The sequence below is a fragment of the Saliphagus infecundisoli genome, assembly GCF_020177375.1.
In the GTDB taxonomy this organism is placed as follows: Archaea; Halobacteriota; Halobacteria; order Halobacteriales; family Natrialbaceae; genus Saliphagus; species Saliphagus infecundisoli.
The window spans coordinates 83,830-109,737 of the sequence record NZ_JAIWHV010000002.1 but is presented as its reverse complement, the minus strand read 5'-3'; the positions used below and the strand labels follow the sequence as shown (position 1 = coordinate 109,737).

Below are 25,908 nucleotides of genomic sequence, written 5' to 3'. Positions count from 1 at the left end.
ATGAAGGAGTATCAGACTATCACGGAGGTCAGCGGTCCGCTGGTGTTCGCCGAGGTCGACGAGCCCGTCGGATACGATGAGATCGTCGAGATCGAGACCCAGCAAGGCGAGACGCTGCGCGGCCAGGTCCTCGAGTCGAGCGAGGGGCTCGTCTCGATCCAGGTCTTCGAGGGAACGGGCGGGATCGACCGCAACGCCTCGGTTCGGTTCCTGGGCGAGACGATGAAGATGCCCGTCACCGAGGACCTGCTGGGGCGAGTCCTGGACGGCTCGGGGAACCCGATCGACGGCGGTCCCGAGATCGTTCCGGACAAGCGAGAGGACATCGTCGGCGCGGCGATCAACCCCTACTCCCGGGAGTACCCCGAGGAGTTCATCCAGACCGGCGTCTCCGCCATCGACGGGATGAACACCCTCGTCCGGGGCCAGAAGCTCCCGATCTTCTCGAGTTCGGGCCAACCACACAACGAGCTGGCGATGCAGATCGCTCGCCAGGCGACTGTGCCCGAAGAAGCGGCCGAGGACGAGGCGACCGACGAGCCCGGCAGCGACGAGGACGGCGAACTCGGCGAGGGAGCCGACGACGAGGGCTCGGAGTTCGCGGTCATCTTCGGCGCGATGGGCATCACCGCCGAGGAGGCAAACGAGTTCATGGACGACTTCGAGCGCACGGGTGCCCTCGAACGGTCGGTCGTCTTCATGAACCTCGCGGACGACCCCGCGGTCGAGCGGACGGTGACGCCGCGGATGGCGCTCACCACTGCCGAATACCTCGCCTTCGAGGAGGGGTATCACGTCCTGGTCATCCTGACGGACATGACCAACTACTGTGAGGCACTGCGGGAGATCGGCGCAGCCCGCGAGGAGGTGCCTGGTCGGCGTGGCTATCCCGGCTACATGTACACCGACCTGGCCCAGCTCTACGAGCGGGCGGGTCGGATTCAGGGCCGGGAGGGATCGGTTACCCAGATCCCGATCCTGACGATGCCGGGCGACGACGACACCCACCCGATCCCCGACCTGACGGGCTACATCACGGAGGGCCAGATCTACGTCGACCCCGCGCTCAACTCCCAAGGGTTCAAGCCCCCGATCAACGTCTCGCCCAGCCTCTCGCGGCTGATGGACGACGGGATCGGCGAGGGACTCACTCGTGGAGATCACGCCGACGTCAAAGACCAGCTGTTCGCCGCCTACGCCCAGGGGAAAGACCTCCGGGACCTGGTGAACATCGTCGGCCGCGAGGCGCTTTCGGAGACGGACAACAAGTACCTCGACTTCGCCGACCGCTTCGAGGAGACGTTCGTCGACCAGGGCTTCGACTCGAACCGCTCGATCGACGAGACCCTGGAGATCGGCTGGGACCTGCTCTCGGCACTGCCCAAGGAGCAACTCAACCGGATCGACGAGGAGCTCATCGCCGAACACTACCGCGAGGACATCGGCGAGCAGGTTGAGGCGACCGCGGAGTAAACTACCCCACCCTGCTCGCTCGCGGGATTTCCCGCTCGCTCCCTGCGGGTGGGGCTTTGATGTGGACTCCCGGCAATCAGTCCCCGGCAATAGGCCGGTAACTCTCGCCGTTCATTGTCCCACCATTCACACGCACGTCTACTGGTGTCGAAGGGAATTGAAGATTTCCTGACCATTGGAAAGCTCCGCTTTCCAAGACGTCTCCGCCCCCCGACGTGGGCGAGGAACGGAGTCTGTGTGTTCGCTTCCGAGCGTATCGGAGCCCGATATTCTTCGCCGCATTGTAGTCTGCGTTGACCTCGTAGTCGCACTTCTGGCAGTGAAAATGTTCGCCGTCGCGGTTCGCTTCGTTCGTGAACCCACAGTCCATCCGAGAACAGCGTTGAGACGTGTGGTTCGGTGCAACCTGCTTGGCCATGACGCCGCGTTCGGGTGCCTTGTACTCGACGTACTCGAAGAGGCGGCGGAACGCCCAGACGTGGTGCCACTTCGCCTGTGGAAGCCGCTCGCGGATGTCCGCCAGGTCCTCGAACGCGATTATGTCACATCCGTTCTCAACGGCTTCGGTGACGATCTCGGTGGCGACTGTGTGGATGTCTGTTTTCGCCACGCTTCTTCGCGTTTGCCGAGGCGAAGCAGCGTGTTGTGCGCGGCTTGCGTCCCGCGCTGTTGCATCTCACCACGCCGCTTCTCGAACTCGCGACACCAGTGATCGTAGTCGTCGCCCTGCCAGAACGTGCCGGTCGAAGCGACCGCAAGGCTGTTGACGCCGAGGTCGATACCGAGGACCGTCTGGTGCTCGGTATCTGCCGAAACCTCGACATCGTTGTCGCCCGATTCGTACCGCCGAGTCGAGAGGTGCAGGTAAAACTCGTCGGTCACCGAGTCGTACCGGAGTGTACTCTCGCGGAACTCGTAGTCCTCGGAGAGCGCGTACCGTTCGTACGGCGTCGGGCTGTCCGACGGCAACACGAACGGAAGTTCGACCCGGCCCTCAACAGTTGCCAGCGACACCTTGTTGCGGGAGAACGTCGCGCTTCGCGTGTCGTAGTCCATCGTCTCGGCGGTGAACGTCGGACGGGAGATGCGTTGGCCCTTCTTCCACCGTTCGACAACGCCGTTGACGGCTTCGACGCCGCGACGAATGGCGGCTTGGACGAGTTGTGCCTGCAAGTCCGTCTCCTCGCGGAGGTCGGCGTACAATGCGTCCCGAACCTGCCGTTTGTTGGTCTTGCACTCGGTGAACGAGGTATTCGACCAACAGAACTCGCTGGTTCGGTTCGCACAGTACAGATACTGTTTGGTGGTTCGGTGGAGTGCGTCGCGCTGCTCGTCGGAAACGGCGAGTTTCACGACGGCGGTTCGACGCACTTCCATACCTCAGATAAAACCCAAAGGTACGTAAACGTCCGGGAGCGTCCTGCCACTGTCATGTGGTTTCGGTAGTCCGCTGTCGGCTCCTCCCCTCCCTACTCGCGTCTCCGTGCGACAGAGCGTCGTACTTCCGGCGCTCGTTGAGGATAGCGCGGGACTCCGTCCCGCAGACCATGCGAACGGGGAAGCCGTGAGCAGAAGGGGGGCTCCGCCTTGCAATTAAGCTGACCGTCGGTTATTCGTCGGTTTCGTTTTCGTCGTTTTTGCTGTTTCCGTCCTCGTCGTCGGAGCCCGTCTCGCCGACCCCCGAGAGCCCTGCCTCCGGGTCGCGCTCGAGTGCGGGTGGGACCTCCCGGCGCTCCGAGTAGCCGTCGAACCAGCGGGCGATCCGTTCGATCCGATCGACGACGTGTCCGGGTTCGCCCGACCGGGAGAGCTCGTGGCCCTCGCGGGGGTAGCGCACGAGGCGGGTGTCGGTCCCCGATTTCTTGAGGCCCAGATAGAACAGCTCGGCCGTGTTCGCGGGCGTGCGGTAGTCCCGATCGGAGTGGAGCAGGAGCGTGGGGGTCTCGACGTCGTCGGCGTTCGCGACCGGCGACTGGGTCCAAAGGAGTTCGGGGTCCTCCCAGGGGGTCGTATCGAAGTCGCCCTCGACGAGTTTGAACGCGTCCGTCGAGCCGTAGAACCCGGTGAGGTCGTAGACCCCGCGCTGGGCGACCGCCGCGCGAAACCGGTCGGTGTGGCCCACCGCCCAGGCGGTCATGAACCCGCCGAAGCTCCCCCCGGTGACGTACTGTTCGTCCTCGTCGACGTACTCCCGGCTCGCGATCTCCTCCGTGCCCGCTATGACGTCCGCGAACGTGATCGCGCCCCAGTCGCGGTCGATCGCCATCGCGTGGTCCTCGCCGTACCCAGTCGAGCCCCGCGGGTTAGACCAGAAGACGACGTAGCCACGGGCGGCCAGCGTCTGGAACTCGTGCCACGTCGACCCGCCCGTCGTCCACTGGGCGTGGGGGCCGCCGTGGATCTCGACGACGAGCGGGTACTCGCGGTCGGGGTCGAAGTCGGGGGGCGTCAGCACCCAGCCCTGGATCGGCCCGGCCTCGCCCTCGACCCACACCTCCTCGGGCTCGGAGACCGCCCGCCCGTCGAGGTACTCCCGGTTGATCCGGGTCAGCCGGCGCCGTTCGGCACCCCCGGGCGTCGAGACGAAGACGTCGCCGGGGTGGTCCCACTCGCTTTCGACCGTCGCGACTGCGTTCGTCCCGACCGAGAACGATTCGAGGGTCGTTCCGTCCACCACCGTCCGGGGCTTGGCACTCGCGTCGCCCGGCACCGACCGGAGGACGACCGAGCCCTCCTCGGGGGTCCCGAAGTAGAGCCGTTCCTCCTCTGGGCCCCACTCGAAACCGACCGCAAGCGTTCGATCGACGGCCTCGGTCGGGGTGGTCTCCTCGCCGTCGGGATGGTGTACCCGAAGCTCGGTCTGGCGCATCGTCGCGCGCTTCTTGGGGGTGTAGGTGTAGGCGACCCGACCGTCGGTGGTGGCCTCGAGGCCGACCTCCCAGCCCGTGGTTTCCGTTAGAATCGAGGGCTCCCCGCCGAGGTCGTGGTCGTAGATCTCGTGGCGGATCGAGTCGTCGGGATCGTCGGCGTCGCGGTGTTTGCTCGCATAATAGAGGGTCTCCGGGCCACCCCACGTCGGCGCCGCGTAGTCGCGGTCGCCGCCGGTGATCCGGCCGATCGCCTCCTTGCGGTCGTCGTTGAGTGCGGCCTCGACGTCGACGACGTAGACGTGCCGGCGGCGGCCGTCGGCGTACTCCCGGTGGGCCCGGTAGATCGTCCGGTCGATCACCCGCGGGTCCGGGGGCTCGCGTTCGTAGTCGGGATCGACCTCGAGGTCGCGGCCCTCCTCGCGGTCCTCGGGGGTGACCCGCTGGGTGAACGCGAGGCGGGTGCCGTCGGGGCTCCACTCGAGGTCCGAAACGCCGCCGACCACCCGGGTCAACTGGCGAGCCTCGCCGCCGTCGGTCGGCAGCAGCCACACCTGGGGGCGCTCGCCCTCGCCGCGGGTGCTCGAGAAGGCGAGGGCATCGCCGTCGGGATGCCACCGGGGTTGGGAGTCGCTCCCGTCGCTGGCGGTGAACTGGCGGGCGCCGTCGCCCGCGAGCTCCGCGAGGTGGATCGTCGCCGCGACGGTCTTGTCGTCCTCGGGTTCCGTGCGGACGAACGCCACCCGCTCGTCGTCGGGGGAGAGACGTGGCTCCTCGGCGCCGGCGAGGTCGCGGTAGTGGCTCGCCTCGATCCTGTTCATGGGCGGGCTCGCAGCGCGGTCCACCTATCGGTTCCGGTCGGCCGGGAAGCGCCAGTCGTCGAATTCCGCTTCTCACGAACGTTCATCGACGTGGAAGCTATATCACCCTGGAGGACTATCCGGGACTATGGTCCGAAAGATAGACCGGAGACACTTCATCGCGGCGACGGGAACGACGGGATTCGCGGCGTTCGCCGGCTGTATCGGCGAGGACGCGACCGACGGCAACGGAAACGGCAATGGCAATGGAAACGGAAACGGCAATGGGAACGCCACGGAGGACGAGGAAACCGAAGAGGAGACCGAGGAAGAAGCGGACGGCAACGAGACTGCAGACGACAACGAGACCGGAAGCGGGAACGGGACCGGAGACGGCAACGAAAGCGAGGACGGAAACGAGTCCGAGGACGGCAACGAAAGCGACGGAGAAGAAGAGGAACTCTCCGAGGACGAGTTTCAGGACGCGGAAGCCGAGGAGGGGGGCGAGGTCCTCTCCTGGCACGCCGGCGGCACCGGCGGCACCTACTTCCCGCTGTCGGGCGAGTTCAAGTCGATCGTCGAGGCGAACACCCCCCACGCACTCCAGGTCCAGTCGACGGGCGCGAGCGTCGCGAACGTCGGCGCTCTCGAACGCGAGGAGGCCGACTTCGCGCTGATCCAGAACGACGTCGCCTACTTCGCCTTTGAGGGGACGGGGTTAGAGGAGTTCGAGGGTGCGGCCATCGAGACCATCCGGGGGGTCGCGACGCTGTACCCCGAGACGATCCACGTCATCACGCCCGGCGATTCGGACGTCGAGTCCCTCGAGGACTTGGAGGGCCGGACGATCAACACCGGCGATCTGGGCAGCGGAACCCAGGTCAACGCCCTCCAGATCCTCGAGTCGGCAGGCATCGGGGAGGGAGACTTCGACGAGGAGAACGCCGACTTCGCGACGGCGGCCGACCAGATCCGCGACGGCGATGTCGACGCGGCGTTCGTCGTCGGCGGCGCGCCCGTCGGGGCCGTCGAGGAGCTCGCGACGACCGACGAGATCGGCTTAGTCGAGGTAAGCGGGGACGTCCGGGAGACGATCAAGGAGGACGCCCAGTGGATGGCCGACGACACCGTCTCCGGGGGCACCTACGACGGGATCGACGACGACGTCGAGACCGTCTCGGTCCAAGCGATGATCGCGACCCACGAGGGAGTCGACGAGGGAATCGTCGAGGCGGTCACCGAGGCGATCTTCGAGAACACCGGCGACCTCACGATCGAGTCCGACAACATCTCGGCCGACAGCGCCCAGGACGGGATGCCGATTGACCTCCATCCCGGCGCCGAAGCCTACTTCGAGTAGTCACTCGACGGACGTGAGCGAGTCGAACGACGGTGAGGGGAGCCGGCTCACCCGCCGGCACCTCCTCGCGGGCGGGGCGGTCGTGGCCGCGGGAGCGACCGCCGTCGCCGTCGCGGGCGACGAGTACCACCTCGTCGTAACCGACCTCGCGAGCGGCGACCCCTTTCTCGAACTCGCCGTCTCCGAGGGTGACGGCGTCGTCCTCGCGTACACCCACAGCGTCGAGAAGACGCCGGTCCGGGACGTCTACGTCGTCGAGGGGGAGGCCCTCCGGATGGAGCGCACCGAGTTCTCCTCGTTTGGCGCTGGCCTGCCGACCGACGGCGTCTACCGGATCGAGGACGGCTACGCGGTTGATAGCGACGAACGTTTCACCGAGCTTACGGTCGCTCCCAGCGACGTCGCCGGCCACGAGCTAGTCGTCGACGGCGAGCGCCACGACCTCACCGATGCGGAGGGATCGGTCGCGATCACCGTCGAAGCCGGTTCCTTCTTGTCGGGGGCGTCCCTCGGAGCCGGTATGAGTTCGTCCGCCACCGATCGAGCGGGGAGTGGGGGGCCGTGAGCACCGATCCGGCCGACGAGGGGCTCTCCGAGGAGGAACGCGAGGAGGTTCTCTCGGAGGTCACCCGCCGACGGACGCTGCGGGGACCGGCGCTCGTCGCGGTTGCCGCCGTCGGGATCGCCTTTTCGGCCTTTCAGCTGTGGATCGCCGCCCGGGGGACGACCTTCGAGGCAACCCTGCCCCTGCTCGGGGAGGTCCGGCTGGTCGCCCTCCAGCAGCTCCAGGTCAACGCGATCCACGTCAGCTTCGCACTGGTCCTCGCCTTCCTGCTGTTTCCGGCGAGCCGGGGCAAGGGGACTCTCGTCCGGCGGCTCGGTCGCGTCGAGCCCTCCGCCCGGGAACGCCTGGGCGAGGGCCACCCCGTGACGCGGGCGGTCGCCCGCGCCGGGGCGTTCGTCCGGTGGGCGGTGCTCGATCCCGACATGAACCGGGTCGCGCCGGTCGATCTCGTCTTGATCGTCCTCGCGGTCCTTCCGGCACACTACATGACGACCCAGTTCGACGAGATCCGCCAGATCGCCGTTCGTCGGTTCGGGGACACCCAGAGCGTCGGCGAGATGTACCCCGTGCTCTCGCCGCTGGTCTCGGCGTTTGAGGCGGTCGGAATCCCGCTCGGCGAGGCCTCGTGGGCGTTCGCCCTCGGGGTGTTGGGGGTCCTGCTCGTGCTGGAAGCGACGCGGCGAACCCTCGGCCCGCTCCTGATGGCGCTCGTGGCCTCCTTCATCGTCTACGCCAAGGTGGGCCATTACATCCCACGGGACTCCGTCGTCGGCCCGCTCGCGATCCAGCCCGACACGTGGGCGAACATCGTCTTCAACCTCTGGTACAACGTCGAGGCCGGCGTCTTCTCGACGCCCGTAACGGTCAGCGTCCGCTTTATCTACGTTTTCATCCTCTTCGGGGCGTTCCTCGAGATGAGCGGCGCCGGAAAGTGGTTCATCGACCTCGCGTACTCGGCGACGGGGACCCGCAAGGGCGGGCCGGCGAAGGCCAGCGTCGTCTCGAGTGGCTTCATGGGGATGCTGTCGGGGTCGTCGATCGCCAACACGGTGACGACGGGGGCGTTTACGATCCCGCTGATGAAGCGGTCGGGCTACACGCCGGAGTTCTCGGGGGCCGTCGAGTCCTCGTCGTCGTCGGGCGGTCAGATGCTGCCGCCGGTGATGGGCGCCGCCGCGTTCCTGATCGTCGAGATCACGGGGACCCCCTACCCCGACGTGATCGTCGCGGCGACGGTGCCCGCGATCGCCTTCTTCTTCGGGATGTGGGTGATGGTCCACTTCGAGGCCGTCCGTGGGGGGATCGGCGGGCTCCCACGCGAGGAGCTGCCGGCGGTCCGCTCGGCGCTCCGGACGGGCTGGTTCTACCTGATCCCGCTCGTGCTCCTGGTTTACTTCCTGGTGATCGCGCGGTACTCGATCAACCGCTCGGGCTGGTACACGATCGTCTCGATCGTCGCGCTGCTCGCGGTCGTCGCCGCCTACGACGACCGGACGCGGGTCCCGCTCGTGGGAACGATCGTCACCCTCTACGCCGCTACCGTCGCCACCCTCGTGACCGTCGGTGGCGGGATCATCACCGCGATCCGGGTCGGCGCCGGCCTCGAGGCTGCAGGCGAGAGCTTTCCGGTCGGCGAGGCGGCGACCGCCGCCGCGGGCGACCTCGGTACGATCGCGGTCCTCGTCTCTCTGGCCTTCCTGCTCGCTCGCCCCCGCTCACCGGGCCCGTTGCTCGAGTTCGACGACAGCGTCGAGTCGGCGGCCGAACACTCGGCTGCGGCCATCGGTCGGCCGGCCCTCGCCGGAAACATGGCCTACCGCTTCGGGACCTTCGTGTTGAAGTCGATGGAGTCGGGCGCCAGGACCGCGACGACGGTCGTTGTCGCCGTCGCCGCCGCGGGGGTCGTCCCCGGGATCATCAGCGTCACGGGGCTGGGGCCGAACCTGGCCGCGCTGATCGACGCCGTCAGCGGTGGGTCGATGCTCCTCTTGCTCGTCCTGACCGGGGTCGCATCGATCATCTTCGGAATGGGGATGCCGACGACGGCGATGTACATCATCCTCGTCGCGATGCTCGGCGCGCCGATCAGGGACGCCGGGATCGCGATCCTCGCGGGCCACCTCTTCATCCTCTACTTCGGGCTGATGGCCGACGTGACCCCGCCGGTCGCCGTCGCCGCCTTCGCCGGCGCGGGCGTCGCGAAGGCCGACGAGATGAAGACGGCAGTGACGGCGTTCCTGCTCTCCTTGAACAAGGTGCTCGTCCCGTTTGCGTTCGTCTTCTCGCCGGGGATCATGTTCCTCCGCCAGCGCGAGGGCGAGTGGGGCGTCATCGGCTGGGAGTCGGTGGCCGAAGTCGGCTACTTCCTCCCCGAGGTCGTCGTTCCGATCGCCGGCACCTTCCTCGGGGTCTACGCGCTGGGCGTGACGATTATCGGCTACCAGTACGCCCCGGCGACGGGGTTCGAGCGGGCGGGCTACGCGGCCGCCTCGATCGCGCTCATGGTGCCGGAGATCCCGCTGCTGGTCGCCGAGGCCGTCCTGGGGCTATTCGGGATCCCGTCGCTGCTGACGATCTTCTCGATCACCGTCTCGCTTCGGGCGGTCGGGCTCGTGACCCTCGTCGGCCTCTCGGTCGCCAACCGCCGCCGCGAGCCCGATTCGGCTCCCGAGCCGGCGGCGCCGGTCGACGGCTGACCGTCGTCAGCCCCGCGTGATCTCCACGCGCCCGCCCGTCGCGCTCCGGAGGCGATCGCAGAACGCCTCCCGCTCCGCCACCGGGACGCGGACCTCGAACCCTACCTCCTCGGCATACTCCGCGTCGAAGTCGTAGCCCTCGCTCTCGATCACCCCCCGGACGGTCCCCGAATCGTCGTACGTCGTCGTGACCACCAGTCGGTCGTGGGGCCACCGTTCGCGGACGCCCGCGCTCTCGACGGCCTCGCTGGCCGCCCGCGAGTACGCCCGGACGAGTCCGCCGACGCCCAGGTTCGTCCCGCCGTAGTAGCGGGTGACGACGACGGCGACGTTCTCGAGGCCGCGCTTTTCGAGGACGGAGAGTGCGGGTTTGCCCGCCGACGTCGAGGGCTCGCCGTCGTCGTTCGAATACTCCCGCAAGAAGATCCCGCCGTCCGCACCTCCTTCCCGAACCCGGTAGGCGGGCACGTTGTGGGTCGCGTCGTCGTACTCCTCTCGAACCGTCGCGACGAACGTCTCGGCGGCATCGACGGATCCGACGGGCCGGACGTGTCCGACGAACTCCGAACCCGAGACGACGAACCTCGTCGTCGCTTCGTCCGCGACGGTTCTGTAGGGCTCGCTCATCGGAGCCACCGACCGCTCACTGGAGCTCGATCTTCCGGACGAACTCGAGGTCCCGAAGCGCGGTGATCAGCTCGCCGGGGATCTCCTGGTCGGTGACCAGATAGAGGCGGGGTTCGTCGGTGAACTCGGGGTCCTCGCTGATCGTCTGGCGGATCGAGACGCCGTGGTTGGCGAGCGTCCCGGTCACGGAGGCGACGAGTCCCTTCGCCTCCGCGTCGGCGACCTCGATCGAGAGCACCGTCAGATCGAGGACGGGCGCGAGATCCATCAGGCTGGGCACCTGCGAGATGTTCTGGAAGATCCGGCGCAGTTCGGGGTCGGCGAGGATGACGTCGGTCGTCGAGTCCACGACCCGCCGGTCGACGTCGATCTCGCGGGCGATCCCGGTGTTGGGGATCTCGATCCCACCCGAGACCACCCGGCCCTCGTCGTTGACCGAGAAGCCCCGCTCGAGCAACAGACGGATGACCGCCTGCTGGCTCGGGGACCCCTCGAACTTCTCCATGATCTCGTCGAACATTCCTGGGCGGCTATACGGCCGCCGCGGTATAATTGACGGTGGTCGCCGGTGATCGACGCTCGCCGCCTTATTCCGTGAGCGTCCCCTTCGTGCTCGGGGCCTCCTCCCGGCGGTCGTCGATCCGAGTGGCGTCGTCGGCCGTCCGGGCTATGGCCTTGAACAGCGCCTCGATCTCGTGGTGGGCGTTCTCGCCGTCGACCTCGGCGTGGAGCGTGATTCCGGCGTTCATCGCGAACGACTCGGCGAAGTGTCTGGCCATGTCGCTTGCCATCTCGCCGACGGCGTCCTGGGAGAACTCGCCCTCGAAGTAAAACCGGGGCCGCCCGCCCACGTCGACGACGACGCTCGCGACCGCCTCGTCGAGGGGGACCCGCCGGTCGGCGAAGCGAACGATCCCTGCCCGGTCGTCGAGGGCCTCGTCGATGGCAGTTCCGAGAACGATTGCACAGTCCTCGACGGTGTGGTGGTCGTCGATCGCGAGGTCGCCCTCACAGGAGAGCTCGAGGTCGAAGAGGCCGTGGGTCACAAAGGACGTGAGCATGTGGTCGAGAAAGCCGATCCCGGTGTCGATCTCGGCCTCGCCCTCGCCGTCGATCGCGAGCCGGCAGTCGATCGTCGTCTCGGCTGTTTCGCGGGTCACCGTCGCCGTACGCTCGCTCATAGCGGGAGTGTGTGCGGGCGGTACAAGGCGGTTGCGCTCGGGGGAGGGCGCTGCCCATCCTTATTATCGCGGAGGGAGTACCCCCGCGAAATGCTCACCGACCTCGCCCGGCTCGGCCTCGAGGCGAAGTCCCTCGATCCGGCTCGCAGCTTCTACGCGGACGCTCTGGACCTCCCGCTGGGGGAGGCGACCGACCGGGCGCTTCGGTTCGATGCGGGGCCCACCGAGGTCGTCGTCCGCCGACCCGATGGGGTCCCTCGTGGGGGACTCCACACCCACTTCGCGTTCTCCGTTCCTCGCACGGAGTACGACGGCTGGTGGGATCGCCTCTCCGCTCGGTTCGCTCTCCACGAGGAGCGCTTCGGGTCTGCACGGTCGCTTTACTGCTACGACCCCGACGGCAACTGCGTCGAACTCGGCGAGCGTGACGTCTCCGGGCCCGGAATCGACGGGATCTTCGAGGTCGTTCTCGAGGTCGAATCGCTCGAACGTGCGGAGACGTTCTACACCGCGCTGGGGTTCGACCCGGTCGATCGCGGGAGCGAGCGACGGCGGGTCCGTCTGGCGGGGCCGATGGCGCTCGAACTCTGGGAGCCCCAGCTAGGAATCGCCGACGCCCGCGGGGGCGTCCACGTCGAACTCGGGTTCGATACCACGGACCTCGCGGCGGTCGAACGCGCGGTTTCGGCCACCGACGGCTGCGTCCGTACGGACCGGGGCGAGGATCGGCTGGTCGTCCGGGACCCCGACGGCCACCACCTCACCGTCCGGGCGTGATCGGCGGCGTGGGGCCGATCAGAGCCGGCTCGTGTCGACGTCGACGCCGGGCGGGGAGACGATCAGGAAGCCCCGGAAGTGGACCAGCTCCCCGCCCGATTCCTTGACCGTGCGGGCGAAGCCCGCGGCCAGTTCGTTGACGTCGCCGTCGACGGCGAGGACGAGGACGGCACCCTCGGTGACGGTCTCGAGCCACTCCTCGTCGGGCGTGGTGCCGTCGAGGACGCCGAGGACGACGTTCGCGTCGCCGTCGTCCTCGCGGTCGGTCGCCGAATCGATCTCGTCTTCGACCCGTTCGAGGTCGAGGTCGAACCCGCTCATGGGCGTGGATCGACTGGCGCCGAGAAAAGCGTTCGGCTCCGGCGAGGCGGACGAACGTCCACTCGGCGGCCGCGCGCGAGGGCCCGAACTGTTCGATTCACCGGATCGAAGCCGATATTTTCACGGGCCGGGTCGCCACGCGGCCTCGCTGTGACGCACAGTATAAGGACATACCCAGTGTGGAAGGGCGTTTACCTCGTGCGGTTTTCGGCCAGCGCGCGGGCGGGTCGGCGTGAGGCCGCCCTCCGAGCTCCGCCCTGGCGTCAGGTTTATATACGTCGTCGCTCCTCGGATGGGACACGATGTCTACACCAGACACCGGCTCTGAGACCCCTCAGGGCGGTCGAGTTCTTCCAGGGCACGTTAGACTCCACTGAGGAGATCGAGACGGCTCGAGTGTTCGATACGACCCTGCGGGACGGCGAGCAGTCCCCGGGAACGTCGTTTTCCTACGACGACAAACGCGAGATAGCCTCACTACTGGACGAGATGGGAACCCACGTCATCGAGGCCGGGTTCCCCGTCAACTCCGACGCGGAGTTCGAGGCGGTCCGCGACATCGCCTCCTCGACACAGACGACGACCTGCGGGTTGGCCCGCGTCGTCGAGGGAGACGTCGAGGCGGCGCTGGATTCGGGCGTCGAACTGGTCCACGTCTTCGCCAGCACCAGCGACGTCCAGATCGAGGACTCGATGCACTCGACCCGAGAGGAGGTAGTACAGCGCGCAGTCGAGTCGGTCGAACGCGTCAAAGAGGCGGGCGCGGAGTGTATGTTCTCGCCGATGGACGCGACCCGGACCGACGAGGCGTTCTTACTCGAGACCGTCGAGGCGGTCACCGAGGCGGGAACCGACTGGATCAACGTTCCGGACACGTGTGGCGTCGCCACCCCGCGGCGGTTCTATGACCTGATCGAGAAGATCGTCGCCCACACCGACGCACGGATCGACGTCCACACCCACGACGACTTCGGGCTGGCGACCGCGAACGCGCTCTCGGGGATCGAGGCCGGGGCCGAGCAGGCCCAGGTCTCGGTGAACTCGATCGGCGAGCGCGCGGGTAACGCCGCCTACGAGGAGTACGTGATGGCCGTCGAGTCGCTCTACCAGACGGACACGGGGATCGACACGACCCGGATCACCGAACTCTCGGAGATGGTCGCCGAGAAGAGCGGGGTCGCGACCCCCTCGAACAAGCCGGTCGTCGGCTCGAACGCCTTCTCCCACGAGAGCGGGATCCACGCAGCGGGCGTCATCGAGAACGCCGACACGTTCGAACCCGGCGTGATGACCCCCGAGATGGTCGGCGCCGAGCGCCGGCTCGTCCTCGGCAAACACACGGGCACCCACTCGGTGCGCGAACGCCTGCGCGAGCAGGGGTACGACCCCACCGACGAGGAGGTCCGGGCGGTCACCCGGCGGGTCAAGGACTTCGGCGCCGAGAAGCGCCAGGTCACCGTCGCCGACCTGGAGCGCTTTGCCGACGACGAGGGGATCAGGAAGCGAGAGGGGGTGCGGGCCTGAATGCCCCGATCAGCGGCTTTCACGGGTGGCCAGCGCCGGCTGGAGGGCTCGCGGGCTCGCGTCGCGGGCTCGGGACGCAAACGATGCCGGCCACGCAACGGTTATATGGATGGGGTCCCCTACCAGGGTAGTGATGACGCGACGCGCACTCGAGCCGGAACTCGGCGCCGACAGCGTCGCGTCGCTCGCTATTGTAGGGGCCGCCTAGCCCCCACACCACCCCTTCTCCCGACCCCGAACCCGTACCGTTTTCCGAGCGACGCCTGCCGCCGACAGCCACACCAGATGACACGACACCGACCGAACCGACGGATGCGACCGACACGAACGGGGGGAGCCCGATGAGCGAGCCCGCCCCGTCGGTCGCGACTCCCGAACAGGAACGAGCACAGGAGCGATCGGACGACCCGGAACCCGACGCGGAACCCACCGCCGAACCCGTCACCACGGGCGCCCAGTCGGTGATCCGCGCCTTAGAGAACGTCGGCGTCGAGTACGCCTTCGGCGTCCAGGGCGGGGCGATCATGCCCGTCTACGACGCCCTCTACGATTCCGACATCAGGCACGTCACGATGGCCCACGAGCAAGGGGCCTCCCACGCCGCCGACGCCTACGGGATCGTCAGCGGCGAGCCCGGGATCTGCCTCGCGACGTCGGGTCCGGGTGCGACGAACCTCGTTACGGGGCTCGCCGACGCCGACATGGACTCCGATCCCGTGGTTGCGCTGACCGGCCAGGTCCCCACGGAAATGGTCGGCAACGACGCCTTCCAGGAGACCGACACCACCGGGGTGACGACGCCGATCACGAAGGCCAACACGTTCTCGAGCGATCCGGACACCGTCGGCGACGACGTCGGCGAGGCGTTCGCGCTCGCGAACACCGGCCGGCCGGGACCGACGCTCGTGGACCTCCCGAAGGACGTCACCCTGGATGACACCGAGCACGAACCCGGCGAGGCCCGCGTTCCCGACACCTACGACGTCCAGGAGCGAGCCGACCCCGAGGTCGTCCGCGCCGCGGCCCGCCGGATCGAGAGCGCCGACCGACCCCTCTTCTTGCTCGGCGGCGGAGTCATCAAGGGCGACGCGAGCGCGGAGTGTCGAGAGTTCGCGACCGACCACGAGATCCCGGTCGCGACGACGATGCCCGCGATCGGTGCCTTCCCCGAGGACCACGAGCTCTCGATGGAGATGGCGGGGATGCACGGCACCGGCTACGCCAACATGGCGATCACCCACTGCGATACGTTGATCGCCGTCGGCACCCGCTTCGACGACCGCCTCACCGGTGGAATCGAGACGTTCGCGCCCGACGCCGAGGTGATCCACGTCGACATCGACCCCGCCGAGATCAGCAAGAACATCCACGCGGAGTATCCGTTGGTCGGCGACGCCGCGACGGTCGTCGACCAACTGTCGGCGGAAGTCGAGGAATCGCCTCGAGCAAAGAAGTGGCGTGCCCAGTGCCAGCAGTGGAAGTCGGAGTACCCGATGGCCTACGACACGCCCGAGGACGAACCGGTCAAACCCCAGTTCGTCGTCGAGGCGGTCGACGAGGCGACCAGCGACCGGGCGATCGTCACCACCGGCGTCGGCCAACACCAGATGTGGGCCTGCCAGTACTGGACCTACACCGAGCCCCGGACGTGGGTCTCGAGTCACGGCCTCGGAACGATGGGCTATGGCTTCCCCGCGGCGATCGGCGCGCGGCTGGCCGCCGAGGACGACCAGGAGGTCATCTGTGTCGAGGGCGACGGCTCGTTCCTGATGACGATGCAGGAACTCGCCGTCGCGGTCCGGGAGAACCTCGATATCACGGTCGTCGTTCTCAACAACGAGTACATCGGGATGGTCCGCCAGTGGCAGGACGCCTTCTTCGAAGGGCGACACTCGGCCTCGGAGTACGGCTGGTGTCCCGAGTTCGACAAGCTCGCGGAGGCCTTCGGCGCGCGTGGCTTCCGGATCGACGACTACGACGAGGTCGCCGACACCGTCGAAGCCGCTCTCGACTACGATGGCCCCTCGGTGATCGATGCCCACGTCGATCCGCAAGCGAACGTCTACCCGATGGTCCCGAGCGGCGGCGACAACGGTCAGTTCGCGCTGACGGAGGACCAGCTATGACGCAGGGTCTGGAGGGGCCCCGACCCGAGGAACGCCCGCGTCCGGAGGGCCGGCGAAACGCCCAGGGAATCCGGATCGACCCCGAAGTCGAGGCTGAACCCGCGGTCCGTCGGACGGTCATCTCGGCGCTCGTGACCCACGAGCCGGGGGTGCTCTCGGACGTCTCCGGGCTGTTCTCGAGACGCCAGTTCAACATCGAGAGCCTCACCGTCGGCCCCACGGAGGACGAAGAGCGCGCCCGGATCACCCTCGTCATCGAGGAACACGAGCCGGGGATCGAACAGGCCAAAAAGCAACTGCGAAAGCTCGTGCCGGTCATCTCGGTGCGCGAACTCGAGCCCGACGCGATGCGCCGGGAACTCATGCTCATCAAGGTGAGCGCGACCCGGCCCGACCGGGTCGCCGCAGTCACCGAGATGTACGACGGAAAGACGGTCGACGCGACCCCCGAGACGGCGACGATCCAGGTCACGGGCAGCCGCCAGAAGGTCGAGGCCGCGGTCGAGGCCTTCTCCCAGTTCGGGATCCGCGAAATCTCCCGGACCGGGACGACCGCACTGGCCCGGGGCGACGACCGGACGGCCGCACGAGAGGAATCGCCTGTCGAATACGAGGCGGACGGAACACCGACGACCCCACAGACGACACACTCCGACGATGACTGACGAATTCACCACCCAGGTCTACTACGAAGACGACGTCGACGAATCGTACCTCGAGGACACCACGGTCGCCGTACTCGGCTACGGCAGTCAGGGTCACGCTCACGCGCTGAACATGCAAGAGAGCGGGATCGACGTCCGCGTCGGCCTCCGCGAGGACTCCTCGTCCAGGGCGGCCGCCGAGGAGGAGGGCTTAGAGGTCGGGACCCCGGCCGAAGTCGCACAGGTTGCGGAGGTCATCTCCGTACTGGTTCCCGACACGGTCCAGTCGGCGGTTTACGAGGAGATCGAACCGCACCTGGAGGACGGCGACACCCTCCAGTTCGCCCACGGGCTGAACATCCACTACAACCAGATCCAGCCCCCCGAACACGTCGACGTGACGATGGTCGCCCCGAAGAGCCCGGGCCACCTCGTCCGCCGGAACTACGAGAACGACCAGGGAACCCCCGGTCTGCTTGCGGTCTACCAGGACACCACGGGCGAGGCGACCGAGCGCGGCCTGGCGTACGCGAAGGCCATCGGCTGTGCGCGGGCGGGCGTCCTGGAGACCACCTTCCAGGAGGAAGTCGAGACCGACCTCTTCGGCGAACAGGTCGTTCTCTGTGGCGGCGTCACCTCGCTGGTGAAAGCGGGCTACGAGACGCTCGTCGACGCCGGCTACAGCCCCGAGGCGGCGTACTTCGAGTGCATGAACGAGCTGAAGCTCATCGTCGACCTGATGTACGAGGGCGGGCTCTCGGAGATGTGGGATTCGGTGAGCGATACGGCGGAGTACGGCGGGCTCACCCGGGGCGATCGCGTGATCGACGACAACGCCCGCGAGAACATGGAGGAAATCTTAGAGGAAGTCCAGAGCGGCGAGTTCGCCGGCGAGTGGATCGCCGAGAACCAGGTCGGGCGACCGAAGTACACCCAGATCCGCCAGGCCGAGAAGGACCACGAGATCGAGGAGGTCGGCGAGCGCCTGCGGGGGCTGTTCGCCTGGGCCGACGAGCAAGAAGAGAAGCCGGCCGAAGCGCCGGCCGACGACTGAGACCAATGACCGACACGAACGACACAGACACCGACGACGGAACGCGAATGCGGGACGTGAGCCACACCAGCCCCTACACCGGGAAGTCGGCGGGCAACCTGTTCGCCCGCGGGCGGACCGTCGTGGCCGACGGCGGCCGCGACGAGGGCAGGGACGCCGACGAGGAGCCGGCGACGATGAAGGACGTCAGCCACACCCCGCCCCACGACGCCGACGACGTAAACCGGGTGTTTGAGCGGGGCGAGGCCGGCGAGGATACCGAGGAATGAGCGAGCGCACGCTCTACGATCGGGTTTGGGAGCGCCACAAGGTAACGGAGCTCCCCACCGGCCAGGACCAGCTGTTCGTCGGGCTCCACCTCATCCACGAGGTCACGAGCCCGCAGGCGTTCGGGATGCTCAGAGAGCGCGATCTGGAGGTCGCCTACCCGAAACTCACACACGCGACGGTCGATCACATCGTTCCGACGGCCGATCAGTCCAGACCGTACGCAGAGGACGCCGCAGAGGAGATGATGAGCGAACTCGAGGCGAACGTCCGGGAGGCCGGCATCGAGTTTTCGCATCCCGACAGCGGTGACCAGGGGATCGTCCACGTCATCGGTCCCGAGCAGGGGCTGACCCAGCCGGGGAAGACGATCGTCTGTGGCGACAGCCATACCTCGACCCACGGCGCCTTCGGCGCGCTCGCCTTCGGCATCGGCACCTCCCAGATCCGGGACGTGCTCGCGACCGGGACGATCGCGATGGAGAAACAGAAGGTCCGGAAGATCGAGGTCACGGGCGAACTCGGTGCGGGCGTCGAGGCCAAGGACGTGATCCTCGAGATCATCCGCCGGCTCGGTACCGAGGGCGGCGTCGGCTACGTCTACGAGTACGCCGGCGAGGCCATCGAGAGCCTGGGGATGGAGGGTCGAATGAGCATCTGTAACATGTCGATCGAGGGCGGGGCGCGTGCGGGCTACGTCAACCCCGACGAGACCACCTACGAGTGGCTCGCCGAGACCGACGCCTTCGCCGACGACCCCGACCGATTCGACGAGCTCAAACCCTACTGGGAGTCGATCCGTTCGGACGAGGACGCCGAGTACGACGACGTCGTCACCATCGACGGCTCCTCGCTCGAGCCCGTCGTGACGTGGGGGACGACACCGGGCCAGGGCGTCGGCATCACCCAGCCGATTCCCCATCCCGACGACCTCCCGGAGGACAAACGGGACACGGCCCGGCGCGCCCAGGAGCACATGCGCGTTACACCGGGCGAGACGATGGCGGGCTATCCGGTAGACGTCGCCTTCCTGGGATCGTGTACGAACGCTCGACTGCCCGACCTCCGCCGGGCGGCCGGGATCGTCTCCGGCCGCGAGGTCCACGAGGACGTCCGCGCGATGGTCGTCCCCGGCAGCCAGCGCGTCCAGCGCGCCGCAGAGGAGGAGGGACTCAAGGACGTCTTCGAGGCCGCGGGCTTCGACTGGCGAAACGCCGGCTGCTCGATGTGTCTCGGGATGAACGAGGATCAGTTGGAGGGCGACGAGGCGTGTGCCTCCTCGTCGAACCGGAACTTCGTGGGCCGCCAGGGGAGCAAGGACGGCCGGACGGTCCTGATGAACCCGCGGATGGTCGCCGCGGCGGCGATCGCCGGGGAGGTCACCGACGTTCGCGAGTTGAAGGAGGTGACTCGCGCATGAGCGACGTCGAAATTCCGGAGGTCGATTCGGTCTCCGGCACCGGCGTCCCGATCCGGGGAAACGACATCGACACCGACCAGATCATCCCCGCGCGGTTCATGAAGGTCGTCACCTTCGACGGGCTAGGGGAGTTCGCCTTCTTCGACCAGCGGTTCGGGGACGACGACGACCAGAAAGACCACCCGATGAACGAAGAGCGGTTCCAGGGGGCAAACGTCATGGTCGTCAACGCCAACTTCGGCTGTGGCTCCTCGAGAGAACACGCCCCCCAGGCGCTCAAGCGCTGGGGGATCGACGCCCTGATCGGCGAGAGCTTCGCCGAGATCTTCGCGGGCAACTGTCTCGCGCTCGGGATCCCGACGATCACGGCGAGCACCGAGGAGGTCGGGGCGCTCCAGGCCTACGTAGAGGAACACCCCGACGCCGAGATCGCCATCGACGTCGACCGGGAACTCGTCACCTACGGTGCCGACGGCGAGGACCACGCGATCGACGCGGCCGTCGATACGGCCCAGCGCACGGCTCTCACGGAGGGGGTTTGGGACACGACGGCGCTGATGAAGTCCAACGCGGATGCCGTTCGGGAGAAAGCGAGGGAGTTGCCGTACGTCGAGGACGGCCAGATCCCCGACGCGGCGGACTGATCGTTTTCCGAGTTCGAAAAAAACGGCGCTGTTAGCTTCATATAAGCGCTAATCCCCCTTCCTCAACGAGGGGAGGGCTTCCGACAGCGTGTCGAAAGCACGAGCGAGTCGGGAGGGGATACAGCGGCTCATCGTTTTGTTTTCGTGCGATACTGCCGGCCCACAGGCCCACGTCATCGGTAGTGTTATGTGCATTGTGCGTATAGTATGACCACGGTGAAACGCAAGACCATCACCATCCGCGAAGACCAACACGAGTGGATAGAGGACCAACACCTCAATCTCTCGTCGTTCGTTCAAAGCAAATTGGACGAACTGATTGAGGAGCGCGAGAGCTGATGTACTACGCCTACAAGTATCGCCTTGAGCCGTCCGACGTCCATCGCGAGGAGTTGGACCGTCACCGGGACATTTGTAGGCAACTGTACAATCACGCGCTCTACCGGTTCGACCAAATCCCCGAGAGTGCCGGCACGCTTACTCAGCGTGTTCGGTCCATCCGTGACGAAATTCCGTCTCTGAAAGACTGGTGGGATGGCCTCACGGACGTGTATTCAACAGTCCTGCAAACAGCGGTCATGCGGATTGAACAGAACATCAAGTCTCTCGGGAAACTCAAACAGAACGGCTACGGCGTCGGGATGCTCAAGTGGAAGTCTCCACGGGAGTTCCGCAGTTTCACGTACAGTCAATCCGGCTTTAAGCTCGACAAGAAGGGCGGTCGGACCGTCCTGTGCCTCTCGAAACTCGCGGACATTCCAATCCGACTCCACCGAGAGATTCCCGATGATGCTGCACTCAAGCAGGTCACGCTCAAGAAGGAACCGACCGGCAAGTGGTTCGCTACATTCGGCGTCGAACTCGACCATGAACCGCCGACGAGGCCTGAGAATCCCGATCGATGCGTCGGCATCGACGTGGGGATTCTCACGTACGCTCACGATACTGATGGCCACGCCATCGAATCGGTCGACCTCTCGGACGAACGCGAGCGGTTGGAACGAGAGCAACGGAAACTCTCGCGGAAGGAACACGGGTCGAACAGCTATCGCACACAACAGAAGGTCGTTGCCGAACGTCACGCCGACCTCAAGCGCAAGCGCCGGGAGTTCCTGCACAAGCTTTCGGACTATTACGCTCGGGAATACGACCTCGTAGCCGTCGAGGACCTCGACACGAAGGGGTTGATGGAACTCCCGTCGAACAGCCGCAACCGTGCCGGAGCGGCGTGGGGAACGTTCCTCCGACTGCTCGAGTACAAGTGCGAACGCGAAGGAACGCACTTCGTCGCCGTCGATCCGGCCGGAACGACCAAAGCGTGTGCGGCCTGCGGTATCGAAACCAGCAAGCCGCTGTGGGTCCGCGAACACTCGTGTCCCTCGTGCGGCTTCACGGCGGACAGAGACGCGAACGCGGCACTAAACATCCGTTCCCGCGGACTCGATCACGTAGGAGTGGATCACTCCGAATCAACGCCTGTGGAGACTGCGCTCCCTGTGGACATCGTTGTGTCTGCAAAGGGCGTCTTGGAAGCAGGAAGCCCCGCCCTCAAGGAAGCCGCTTCGCGGCTGAGTAGGGCGGGGTAGTTCACTCGCTCTGGATCCGCGGCGCGAGCATGTACGTGACCTGGCCATCGCCCTCGGCGAAGCCGTAGTGGAGCTTGATCGGGAACTCCTCGCCGAGTTCTAAGGTGACCTCGGCGTCGGTCGGGATCGCCTTGTTCATGTCCTTCAAGTAGTCGAGGCTGAACAGCGAGTGGGCCGGGCCGGTCTGGAGATCGATGAGGTCCTCCTCGGTCAGTTCGAGGTGGACGTCGTCGGTGTCGCCCTCGGCATCGACGTAGAAGTACTCCTCGCCGTCGTCCACGCCGAGGGTGATGTGGTCGGAGACCATGTCGGCGGCCGTCACCGACCGGTTGATGTCTCTGCCCTCGAGGACGACCTCTGCGGGGAGGTCTAAGTCGGGGATGTCGGGCTCCTGGCGGATCGAGTCGGGGTCGATCAGCGCCAGCGTGTACTCGAGACCGTCGATCTGAATCTGGAGCTTGCGGGTCTCCTCGTCGAGTTCGAGCTGGACGAGCTGGCCGGTCTCGGCCATGCCCGCGATGTCCTCGAGCCGGGAGAGGTCGATGCCGATGAGGCCGCCGTCTGCCTCGTAGGATTCGAAGGCATCGGCCGAGAGCGAGAGGTCGACCATCCCGACGTTCGCGGGGTCGACGGCGCGGATCTGGAGGCCGTCCTCGTCAAGATGGATCTTGCACTCCTCGACCAGCACGCTCACCGAATCGAGCGTACTGGAGAGCGTTGCCGCGCTCACGATGGCCTTGAACATATGGAGGCGAATACGAACGGTCGGTACAAAAAGCCACCCTTTGGTGGGTGGAAGTGAAACGGTTCCCGACGGTCGTCGTCCCGGACGGGGACGGATCCCACCGTCGTTTCCCCGGGACTCCTCGCCGTCTCTCGTAACTGCGGGCAACCGAACGTTCGTGTTCGCCGGCTCAGCCGCTTTCCGAGACGGACTGGACCGTGAGCCGACGGAGTTCGAGGTCCTCGACGTGGGCGTACCAGCCGCCGATGCTCACGACCTCCTCGCCGTCGTCGACGAACATCGTCACCTTGCCCGAAACCTCCGGGAGCGTCGGGTAATGGTTGCCGGCGCTCGAGCCGGTGTAGTAGAGGTCGACGACCGTCCCGGAGACGGTTCGGGCGTCGCCGGTTTCGGGATCGATGCCGGTGGCTGTGACCTCTATCGTCGCGTCCTCGTGGAGCAGCGGGGCGACGTCGACGACGCACTGACGGATGTCGACGTAGGTGATCGGGGGCTCGGCGTTTCGCGTCGTATAGACGAGGTCCCAGGCCTCCCACAGCGACGTCTGGAAGTACCAGTGGAAGACGTCGGCGAGGGGGACGTTGTTCGCGACGATGCCGAAGTTGTGTGCGGTGCCGGGCTGGGGAGTAAAACAGATACGGGATCGATCCACAATGACGAGGAAGGGCCCGGGGAGGTCGCTCCGGGAAGCCTCCGAGACGACGCCGTCGAACTCACGGTCGCCCACGTCCGGAACGCCGCCGTACTCCGCGGGGGTGATCGTGAGCTTGACGAAGACGTCGCGAGCGAACGCCTCCCGGAGCACCGGACGCAACCGGTCGAACTGTTCGATCGTCGCCGCGATCTGGACCTCGTTTTCCGCGTCCCTGATCGCCCGTTTCGCCCGGTCTACCACCGTCTCGAGGCGCGTGACCAGGGTCACCTCCTGTTCGCCCAGGTCGGGTTCTTCCCAGAGTTCCGAGAGGTCGCCGGCGCTGGCCTCGAACGACGCCGCTCGACCCCGGAGGCGCTCGACGAGGGAGCCGGGGTCGAGTGCCCGCCCGCGGAGCCTGTCTTGCTGGTAGAGTTCGATGAGGTCGCGACCCTCGAGGGTTCGCAGGACGTCGTACACCCGTGACTTCGGAACGTCGGTCGCCTCGGCGATCCCCGTCGCCGAGAGCTTCCCGTTCCGGACGAGCGCGAGGTAGACCTCGGCCTCGTACTGGGTGAATCCTGCGTCCTCGAGCGTCTCGCGGATCCGGTCGAGGTCCATCGACACCGGTTCGTAGCCGCCCGGGAGGCAAATGAATTACCATCGTCGGAGTGGTTTCAGTGATTTACTACTAGAGTACCAAGAGACGCAAAACATTTATATATTACTACGACAATCGGAAACGCAGAGGACGATTTGACGATTCGGGGGGTGCGATAGTGATTATTCTCGGATTACTACCCAGTATTATCTAACTATTTGTGATTACATCTGGAGTATATGATCGCCCTCTCCACGGATAAGTGGCGATCGGAGTCCCCTCGAACAACCGACGAGCGACGACGGAAAAGCCGCACAAAATCGGTCGATAGACACCGATAGGCACGTATCGTCGGAGATGTGGCTGGGAGAGAGCCGTTCACGATGGCTATTGAATTGATCGGTAATCGTCGGTTACTGTTCTCCGATATCGATCTTCTTCATGATTCAACTAAAATAATTTACTATCATCTCAAACAGGTAGAACTGCCCCTCCTATGGCTTGCCGAGCAGTGATTCACGAAAAGATTACAGCTGTATAGTTGTAATGAGTGATCCGCGAGTGGCCGGTGGAACCTGCGGAAACCGACCCGTTCCGGCTTTCCGGGGGAACCGGCCGGTAACCGCTCGACCGGAGTGTAGGCCGAAGCATCCATCCGCACACGAACCCAGGGGCGGTCATCCACATCCATAGATCGCTAACAGAACGCCGACGTTTCTTTTTTCGGATATGTAGGGCGGGCGTTCGAGCGACCGTCCGAGGAGACGAAGTAAGCGATCGGTTACGCGATGCCCCGGATGGACTCGAGTATGTAGGATCGTAACGATAATACTTATTTATCAGAGGGGACTGGTGACACACCATGGCGGCCCTGGACATCGATGGACTCGTAAAGCGATTCGGGACGGGCGGCGACGAGATCGTGGCCGTCGACGACGTAGACGTCTCGATCGACGACGGCGACTTCCTCGTGCTCGTGGGCCCATCGGGGTGTGGAAAGTCGACGACGCTCCGGTGTATCGCCGGGCTCGAGGAGGTGACCGAGGGGGATATCCGTCTGGACGGCGAGTCGATCGTCGGCCGGAAGCCGATGGACCGGGACATCGCGATGGTGTTTCAGAACTACGCGCTCTACCCGCACATGACCGCCCGGGAGAACATGTCGTTCGGGTTGAAGATGACGTCGGATCTCTCGAAGGGCGAGATCGAAGAGATCGTCGAGGACACTGCCCGGATGATGGGAATCGAGGATCTCCTTGAGAAGAAACCCCGCGAGCTCTCGGGAGGCCAGCAACAACGGGTCGCGCTCGGACGGGCGATCGTTCGGGACCCTGCCGTGTTCCTGATGGACGAGCCGCTGTCGAACCTCGACGCGAAACTGCGGACGACGATGCGGACGGAACTCCAGAACCTCCAGCAGAAACTCGAAACGACGACGGTGTACGTGACCCACGACCAGACCGAGGCGATGACGATGGGCGATCGGATCGCCATCCTGAACGGGGGAAAACTCCAGCAGATCGGGACGCCACTCGAATGCTATCATCAGCCGACGAACCAGTTCGTCGCCGGCTTCATCGGCGCGCCGAGCATGAACTTCCTCGAGGTGACCCGGGAGGGAACCCGTCTGGATCACGCCGAGTTCAGCTACCGACTCTCCGAGGCGACGGCCGAGCGAATCGACTCGGAGACGACGGAGTTGGTCCTCGGCATCCGCCCCGAGGACATCGAACTCGTCGACGGCGAGGAGCCGAACGCGTTCCGAGCGACGGTCGACGTCACCGAACCGATGGGAGACAGCACTCACGTCTCCCTTTCGATCGGCGACCAGCAGTGTACGGCGACCGTCGACGGCGACGTCATCGTCTCTCCCGGCGAGGAGCTGTGGCTCACGTTCCCCGAGGACCGGATCCACCTCTTCGATGCCGAAAGCGGCGTTGCGGTGAAAAACCGCGAGGCTTCCTTGACCGGCTCGGAGATGGCGCTGTAGCCGGACGAC

General features: G+C 66.1%; 21 protein-coding genes and 1 pseudogene. 14 read left to right on the top strand and 8 right to left on the bottom strand.

Going from position 1 to position 25,908, the window contains the following annotated elements; genetic code table 11:
* Entirely contained in the window at nt 1-1,473 is a 1,473-nt protein-coding gene (locus LCF40_RS05315; RefSeq protein ID WP_224827663.1) for a V-type ATP synthase subunit B, read from the top strand.
* 76 nt (nt 1,474-1,549) lie between these two features.
* Here the strand turns inward: LCF40_RS05315 and LCF40_RS05310 are convergent.
* Nucleotides 1,550-2,850 (bottom strand): annotated as a pseudogene (locus tag LCF40_RS05310) (RNA-guided endonuclease InsQ/TnpB family protein).
* Nucleotides 2,851-3,082: 232 nt separating this feature from the next.
* Nucleotides 3,083-5,161: a S9 family peptidase gene (locus tag LCF40_RS05305; RefSeq protein ID WP_224827662.1), complete on the bottom strand. Its 2,079-nt coding sequence runs from the start codon at nt 5,159-5,161 to the stop codon at nt 3,083-3,085.
* Between the two features lie 127 nt (nt 5,162-5,288).
* On the opposite strand from LCF40_RS05305, the gene LCF40_RS05300 reads away from it, so the two are divergent.
* The 3 genes from LCF40_RS05300 to LCF40_RS05290 are packed head-to-tail and all read left to right on the top strand — an operon-like array spanning nt 5,289 to nt 9,761.
* The gene (locus LCF40_RS05300) at nt 5,289-6,500 is read left to right on the top strand and encodes a TAXI family TRAP transporter solute-binding subunit (RefSeq protein WP_224827661.1); all 1,212 of its coding nucleotides are present in this window, start codon (nt 5,289-5,291) and stop codon (nt 6,498-6,500) included.
* 13 nt (nt 6,501-6,513) lie between these two features.
* Nucleotides 6,514-7,065 (top strand): DUF1850 domain-containing protein, encoded by a 552-nt coding sequence (locus LCF40_RS05295; RefSeq protein ID WP_224827660.1) that lies wholly within the window; start codon nt 6,514-6,516, stop codon nt 7,063-7,065.
* Nucleotides 7,062-9,761 (top strand): TRAP transporter permease, encoded by a 2,700-nt coding sequence (locus tag LCF40_RS05290; RefSeq protein WP_224827659.1) that lies wholly within the window; start codon nt 7,062-7,064, stop codon nt 9,759-9,761. The genes LCF40_RS05295 and LCF40_RS05290 overlap by 4 nt, the downstream gene beginning before the upstream one ends.
* Nucleotides 9,762-9,767: 6 nt before the next feature.
* On the opposite strand, the gene LCF40_RS05285 is transcribed toward LCF40_RS05290, so the two are convergent.
* From LCF40_RS05285 to hisB, 3 genes are all read right to left on the bottom strand, one after another.
* Entirely contained in the window at nt 9,768-10,388 is a 621-nt protein-coding gene (locus LCF40_RS05285) for an IMPACT family protein (protein ID WP_224827658.1), read from the bottom strand.
* 16 nt (nt 10,389-10,404) lie between these two features.
* Nucleotides 10,405-10,908: a TrpY family transcription regulator gene (gene trpY / locus LCF40_RS05280; protein ID WP_224827657.1), complete on the bottom strand. Its 504-nt coding sequence runs from the start codon at nt 10,906-10,908 to the stop codon at nt 10,405-10,407.
* A gap of 67 nt (nt 10,909-10,975) precedes the next feature.
* A complete protein-coding gene (gene hisB, locus LCF40_RS05275) occupies nt 10,976-11,569 on the bottom strand; it encodes an imidazoleglycerol-phosphate dehydratase HisB (protein ID WP_224827656.1) in 594 nt (197 codons plus the stop codon).
* Nucleotides 11,570-11,659: 90 nt separating this feature from the next.
* Here hisB and LCF40_RS05270 point away from each other — a divergent pair, with 90 nt between their 5' ends.
* A complete protein-coding gene (locus LCF40_RS05270) occupies nt 11,660-12,346 on the top strand; it encodes a VOC family protein (RefSeq protein WP_224827655.1) in 687 nt (228 codons plus the stop codon).
* An 18-nt stretch (nt 12,347-12,364) separates the two neighbouring features.
* On the opposite strand, the gene LCF40_RS05265 is transcribed toward LCF40_RS05270, so the two are convergent.
* Nucleotides 12,365-12,667, bottom strand: coding sequence for a DUF5779 family protein (locus LCF40_RS05265; protein ID WP_114577993.1), 303 nt, complete (start codon nt 12,665-12,667; stop codon nt 12,365-12,367).
* A gap of 273 nt (nt 12,668-12,940) precedes the next feature.
* Here LCF40_RS05265 and LCF40_RS05260 point away from each other — a divergent pair, with 273 nt between their 5' ends.
* The 8 genes from LCF40_RS05260 (at nt 12,941) to LCF40_RS05225 (ending at nt 21,932) form a co-directional block, all read left to right on the top strand.
* Nucleotides 12,941-14,191, top strand: a complete 1,251-nt coding sequence (locus LCF40_RS05260; RefSeq protein WP_380683943.1) for a LeuA family protein — start codon at nt 12,941-12,943, stop codon at nt 14,189-14,191.
* 341 nt (nt 14,192-14,532) lie between these two features.
* On the top strand, nt 14,533-16,317 hold the full coding sequence (ilvB, locus tag LCF40_RS05255; protein ID WP_224827653.1) for a biosynthetic-type acetolactate synthase large subunit: 1,785 nt from the start codon (nt 14,533-14,535) through the stop codon (nt 16,315-16,317).
* Complete coding sequence (gene ilvN / locus LCF40_RS05250; protein WP_114577995.1) at nt 16,314-16,982, top strand: acetolactate synthase small subunit; 669 nt, start codon at nt 16,314-16,316, stop codon at nt 16,980-16,982. Before ilvB ends, ilvN begins: the two co-directional genes overlap by 4 nt.
* Complete coding sequence (gene ilvC / locus LCF40_RS05245) at nt 16,975-18,015, top strand: ketol-acid reductoisomerase (protein ID WP_114577996.1); 1,041 nt, start codon at nt 16,975-16,977, stop codon at nt 18,013-18,015. The genes ilvN and ilvC overlap by 8 nt, the downstream gene beginning before the upstream one ends.
* A gap of 5 nt (nt 18,016-18,020) precedes the next feature.
* Nucleotides 18,021-18,284, top strand: coding sequence for a DUF7989 family protein (locus LCF40_RS05240; protein ID WP_224827652.1), 264 nt, complete (start codon nt 18,021-18,023; stop codon nt 18,282-18,284).
* The gene (leuC, locus tag LCF40_RS05235; protein ID WP_114577998.1) at nt 18,281-19,702 is read left to right on the top strand and encodes a 3-isopropylmalate dehydratase large subunit; all 1,422 of its coding nucleotides are present in this window, start codon (nt 18,281-18,283) and stop codon (nt 19,700-19,702) included. Before LCF40_RS05240 ends, leuC begins: the two co-directional genes overlap by 4 nt.
* Nucleotides 19,699-20,346, top strand: a complete 648-nt coding sequence (gene leuD / locus LCF40_RS05230; RefSeq protein ID WP_114577999.1) for a 3-isopropylmalate dehydratase small subunit — start codon at nt 19,699-19,701, stop codon at nt 20,344-20,346. The genes leuC and leuD overlap by 4 nt, the downstream gene beginning before the upstream one ends.
* A gap of 338 nt (nt 20,347-20,684) precedes the next feature.
* Nucleotides 20,685-21,932, top strand: coding sequence for an RNA-guided endonuclease InsQ/TnpB family protein (locus LCF40_RS05225; protein ID WP_224827651.1), 1,248 nt, complete (start codon nt 20,685-20,687; stop codon nt 21,930-21,932).
* A 1-nt stretch (nt 21,933) separates the two neighbouring features.
* Here the strand turns inward: LCF40_RS05225 and LCF40_RS05220 are convergent, their stop codons facing one another.
* Together LCF40_RS05220 and LCF40_RS05215 are read right to left on the bottom strand one after the other, a co-directional pair.
* Complete coding sequence (locus LCF40_RS05220; protein WP_224827650.1) at nt 21,934-22,677, bottom strand: DNA polymerase sliding clamp; 744 nt, start codon at nt 22,675-22,677, stop codon at nt 21,934-21,936.
* Between the two features lie 169 nt (nt 22,678-22,846).
* Nucleotides 22,847-23,929 (bottom strand): TrmB family transcriptional regulator, encoded by a 1,083-nt coding sequence (locus LCF40_RS05215; protein WP_224827649.1) that lies wholly within the window; start codon nt 23,927-23,929, stop codon nt 22,847-22,849.
* 842 nt (nt 23,930-24,771) lie between these two features.
* Here LCF40_RS05215 and LCF40_RS05210 point away from each other — a divergent pair.
* Nucleotides 24,772-25,899 (top strand): ABC transporter ATP-binding protein, encoded by a 1,128-nt coding sequence (locus LCF40_RS05210; protein ID WP_224827648.1) that lies wholly within the window; start codon nt 24,772-24,774, stop codon nt 25,897-25,899.
* Nucleotides 25,900-25,908 lie beyond the last annotated feature (9 nt).

Coding starts and splice junctions, on each gene's coding strand:
- LCF40_RS05210 (WP_224827648.1), top strand. CDS start 24,772: ATGGCGGCCCTGGACATCGATGGACTCGTAAAGCGATTCGGGACGGGC.
- leuC (WP_114577998.1), top strand. CDS start 18,281: ATGAGCGAGCGCACGCTCTACGATCGGGTTTGGGAGCGCCACAAGGTA.
- LCF40_RS05305 (WP_224827662.1), bottom strand. CDS start 5,161: ATGAACAGGATCGAGGCGAGCCACTACCGCGACCTCGCCGGCGCCGAG.
- ilvN (WP_114577995.1), top strand. CDS start 16,314: ATGACGCAGGGTCTGGAGGGGCCCCGACCCGAGGAACGCCCGCGTCCG.
- leuD (WP_114577999.1), top strand. CDS start 19,699: ATGAGCGACGTCGAAATTCCGGAGGTCGATTCGGTCTCCGGCACCGGC.
- LCF40_RS05240 (WP_224827652.1), top strand. CDS start 18,021: ATGACCGACACGAACGACACAGACACCGACGACGGAACGCGAATGCGG.
- LCF40_RS05220 (WP_224827650.1), bottom strand. CDS start 22,677: ATGTTCAAGGCCATCGTGAGCGCGGCAACGCTCTCCAGTACGCTCGAT.
- LCF40_RS05265 (WP_114577993.1), bottom strand. CDS start 12,667: ATGAGCGGGTTCGACCTCGACCTCGAACGGGTCGAAGACGAGATCGAT.
- ilvB (WP_224827653.1), top strand. CDS start 14,533: ATGAGCGAGCCCGCCCCGTCGGTCGCGACTCCCGAACAGGAACGAGCA.
- hisB (WP_224827656.1), bottom strand. CDS start 11,569: ATGAGCGAGCGTACGGCGACGGTGACCCGCGAAACAGCCGAGACGACG.
- LCF40_RS05285 (WP_224827658.1), bottom strand. CDS start 10,388: ATGAGCGAGCCCTACAGAACCGTCGCGGACGAAGCGACGACGAGGTTC.
- LCF40_RS05270 (WP_224827655.1), top strand. CDS start 11,660: ATGCTCACCGACCTCGCCCGGCTCGGCCTCGAGGCGAAGTCCCTCGAT.
- trpY (WP_224827657.1), bottom strand. CDS start 10,908: ATGTTCGACGAGATCATGGAGAAGTTCGAGGGGTCCCCGAGCCAGCAG.
- ilvC (WP_114577996.1), top strand. CDS start 16,975: ATGACTGACGAATTCACCACCCAGGTCTACTACGAAGACGACGTCGAC.
- LCF40_RS05315 (WP_224827663.1), top strand. CDS start 1: ATGAAGGAGTATCAGACTATCACGGAGGTCAGCGGTCCGCTGGTGTTC.
- LCF40_RS05215 (WP_224827649.1), bottom strand. CDS start 23,929: ATGGACCTCGACCGGATCCGCGAGACGCTCGAGGACGCAGGATTCACC.
- LCF40_RS05300 (WP_224827661.1), top strand. CDS start 5,289: ATGGTCCGAAAGATAGACCGGAGACACTTCATCGCGGCGACGGGAACG.
- LCF40_RS05225 (WP_224827651.1), top strand. CDS start 20,685: ATGTACTACGCCTACAAGTATCGCCTTGAGCCGTCCGACGTCCATCGC.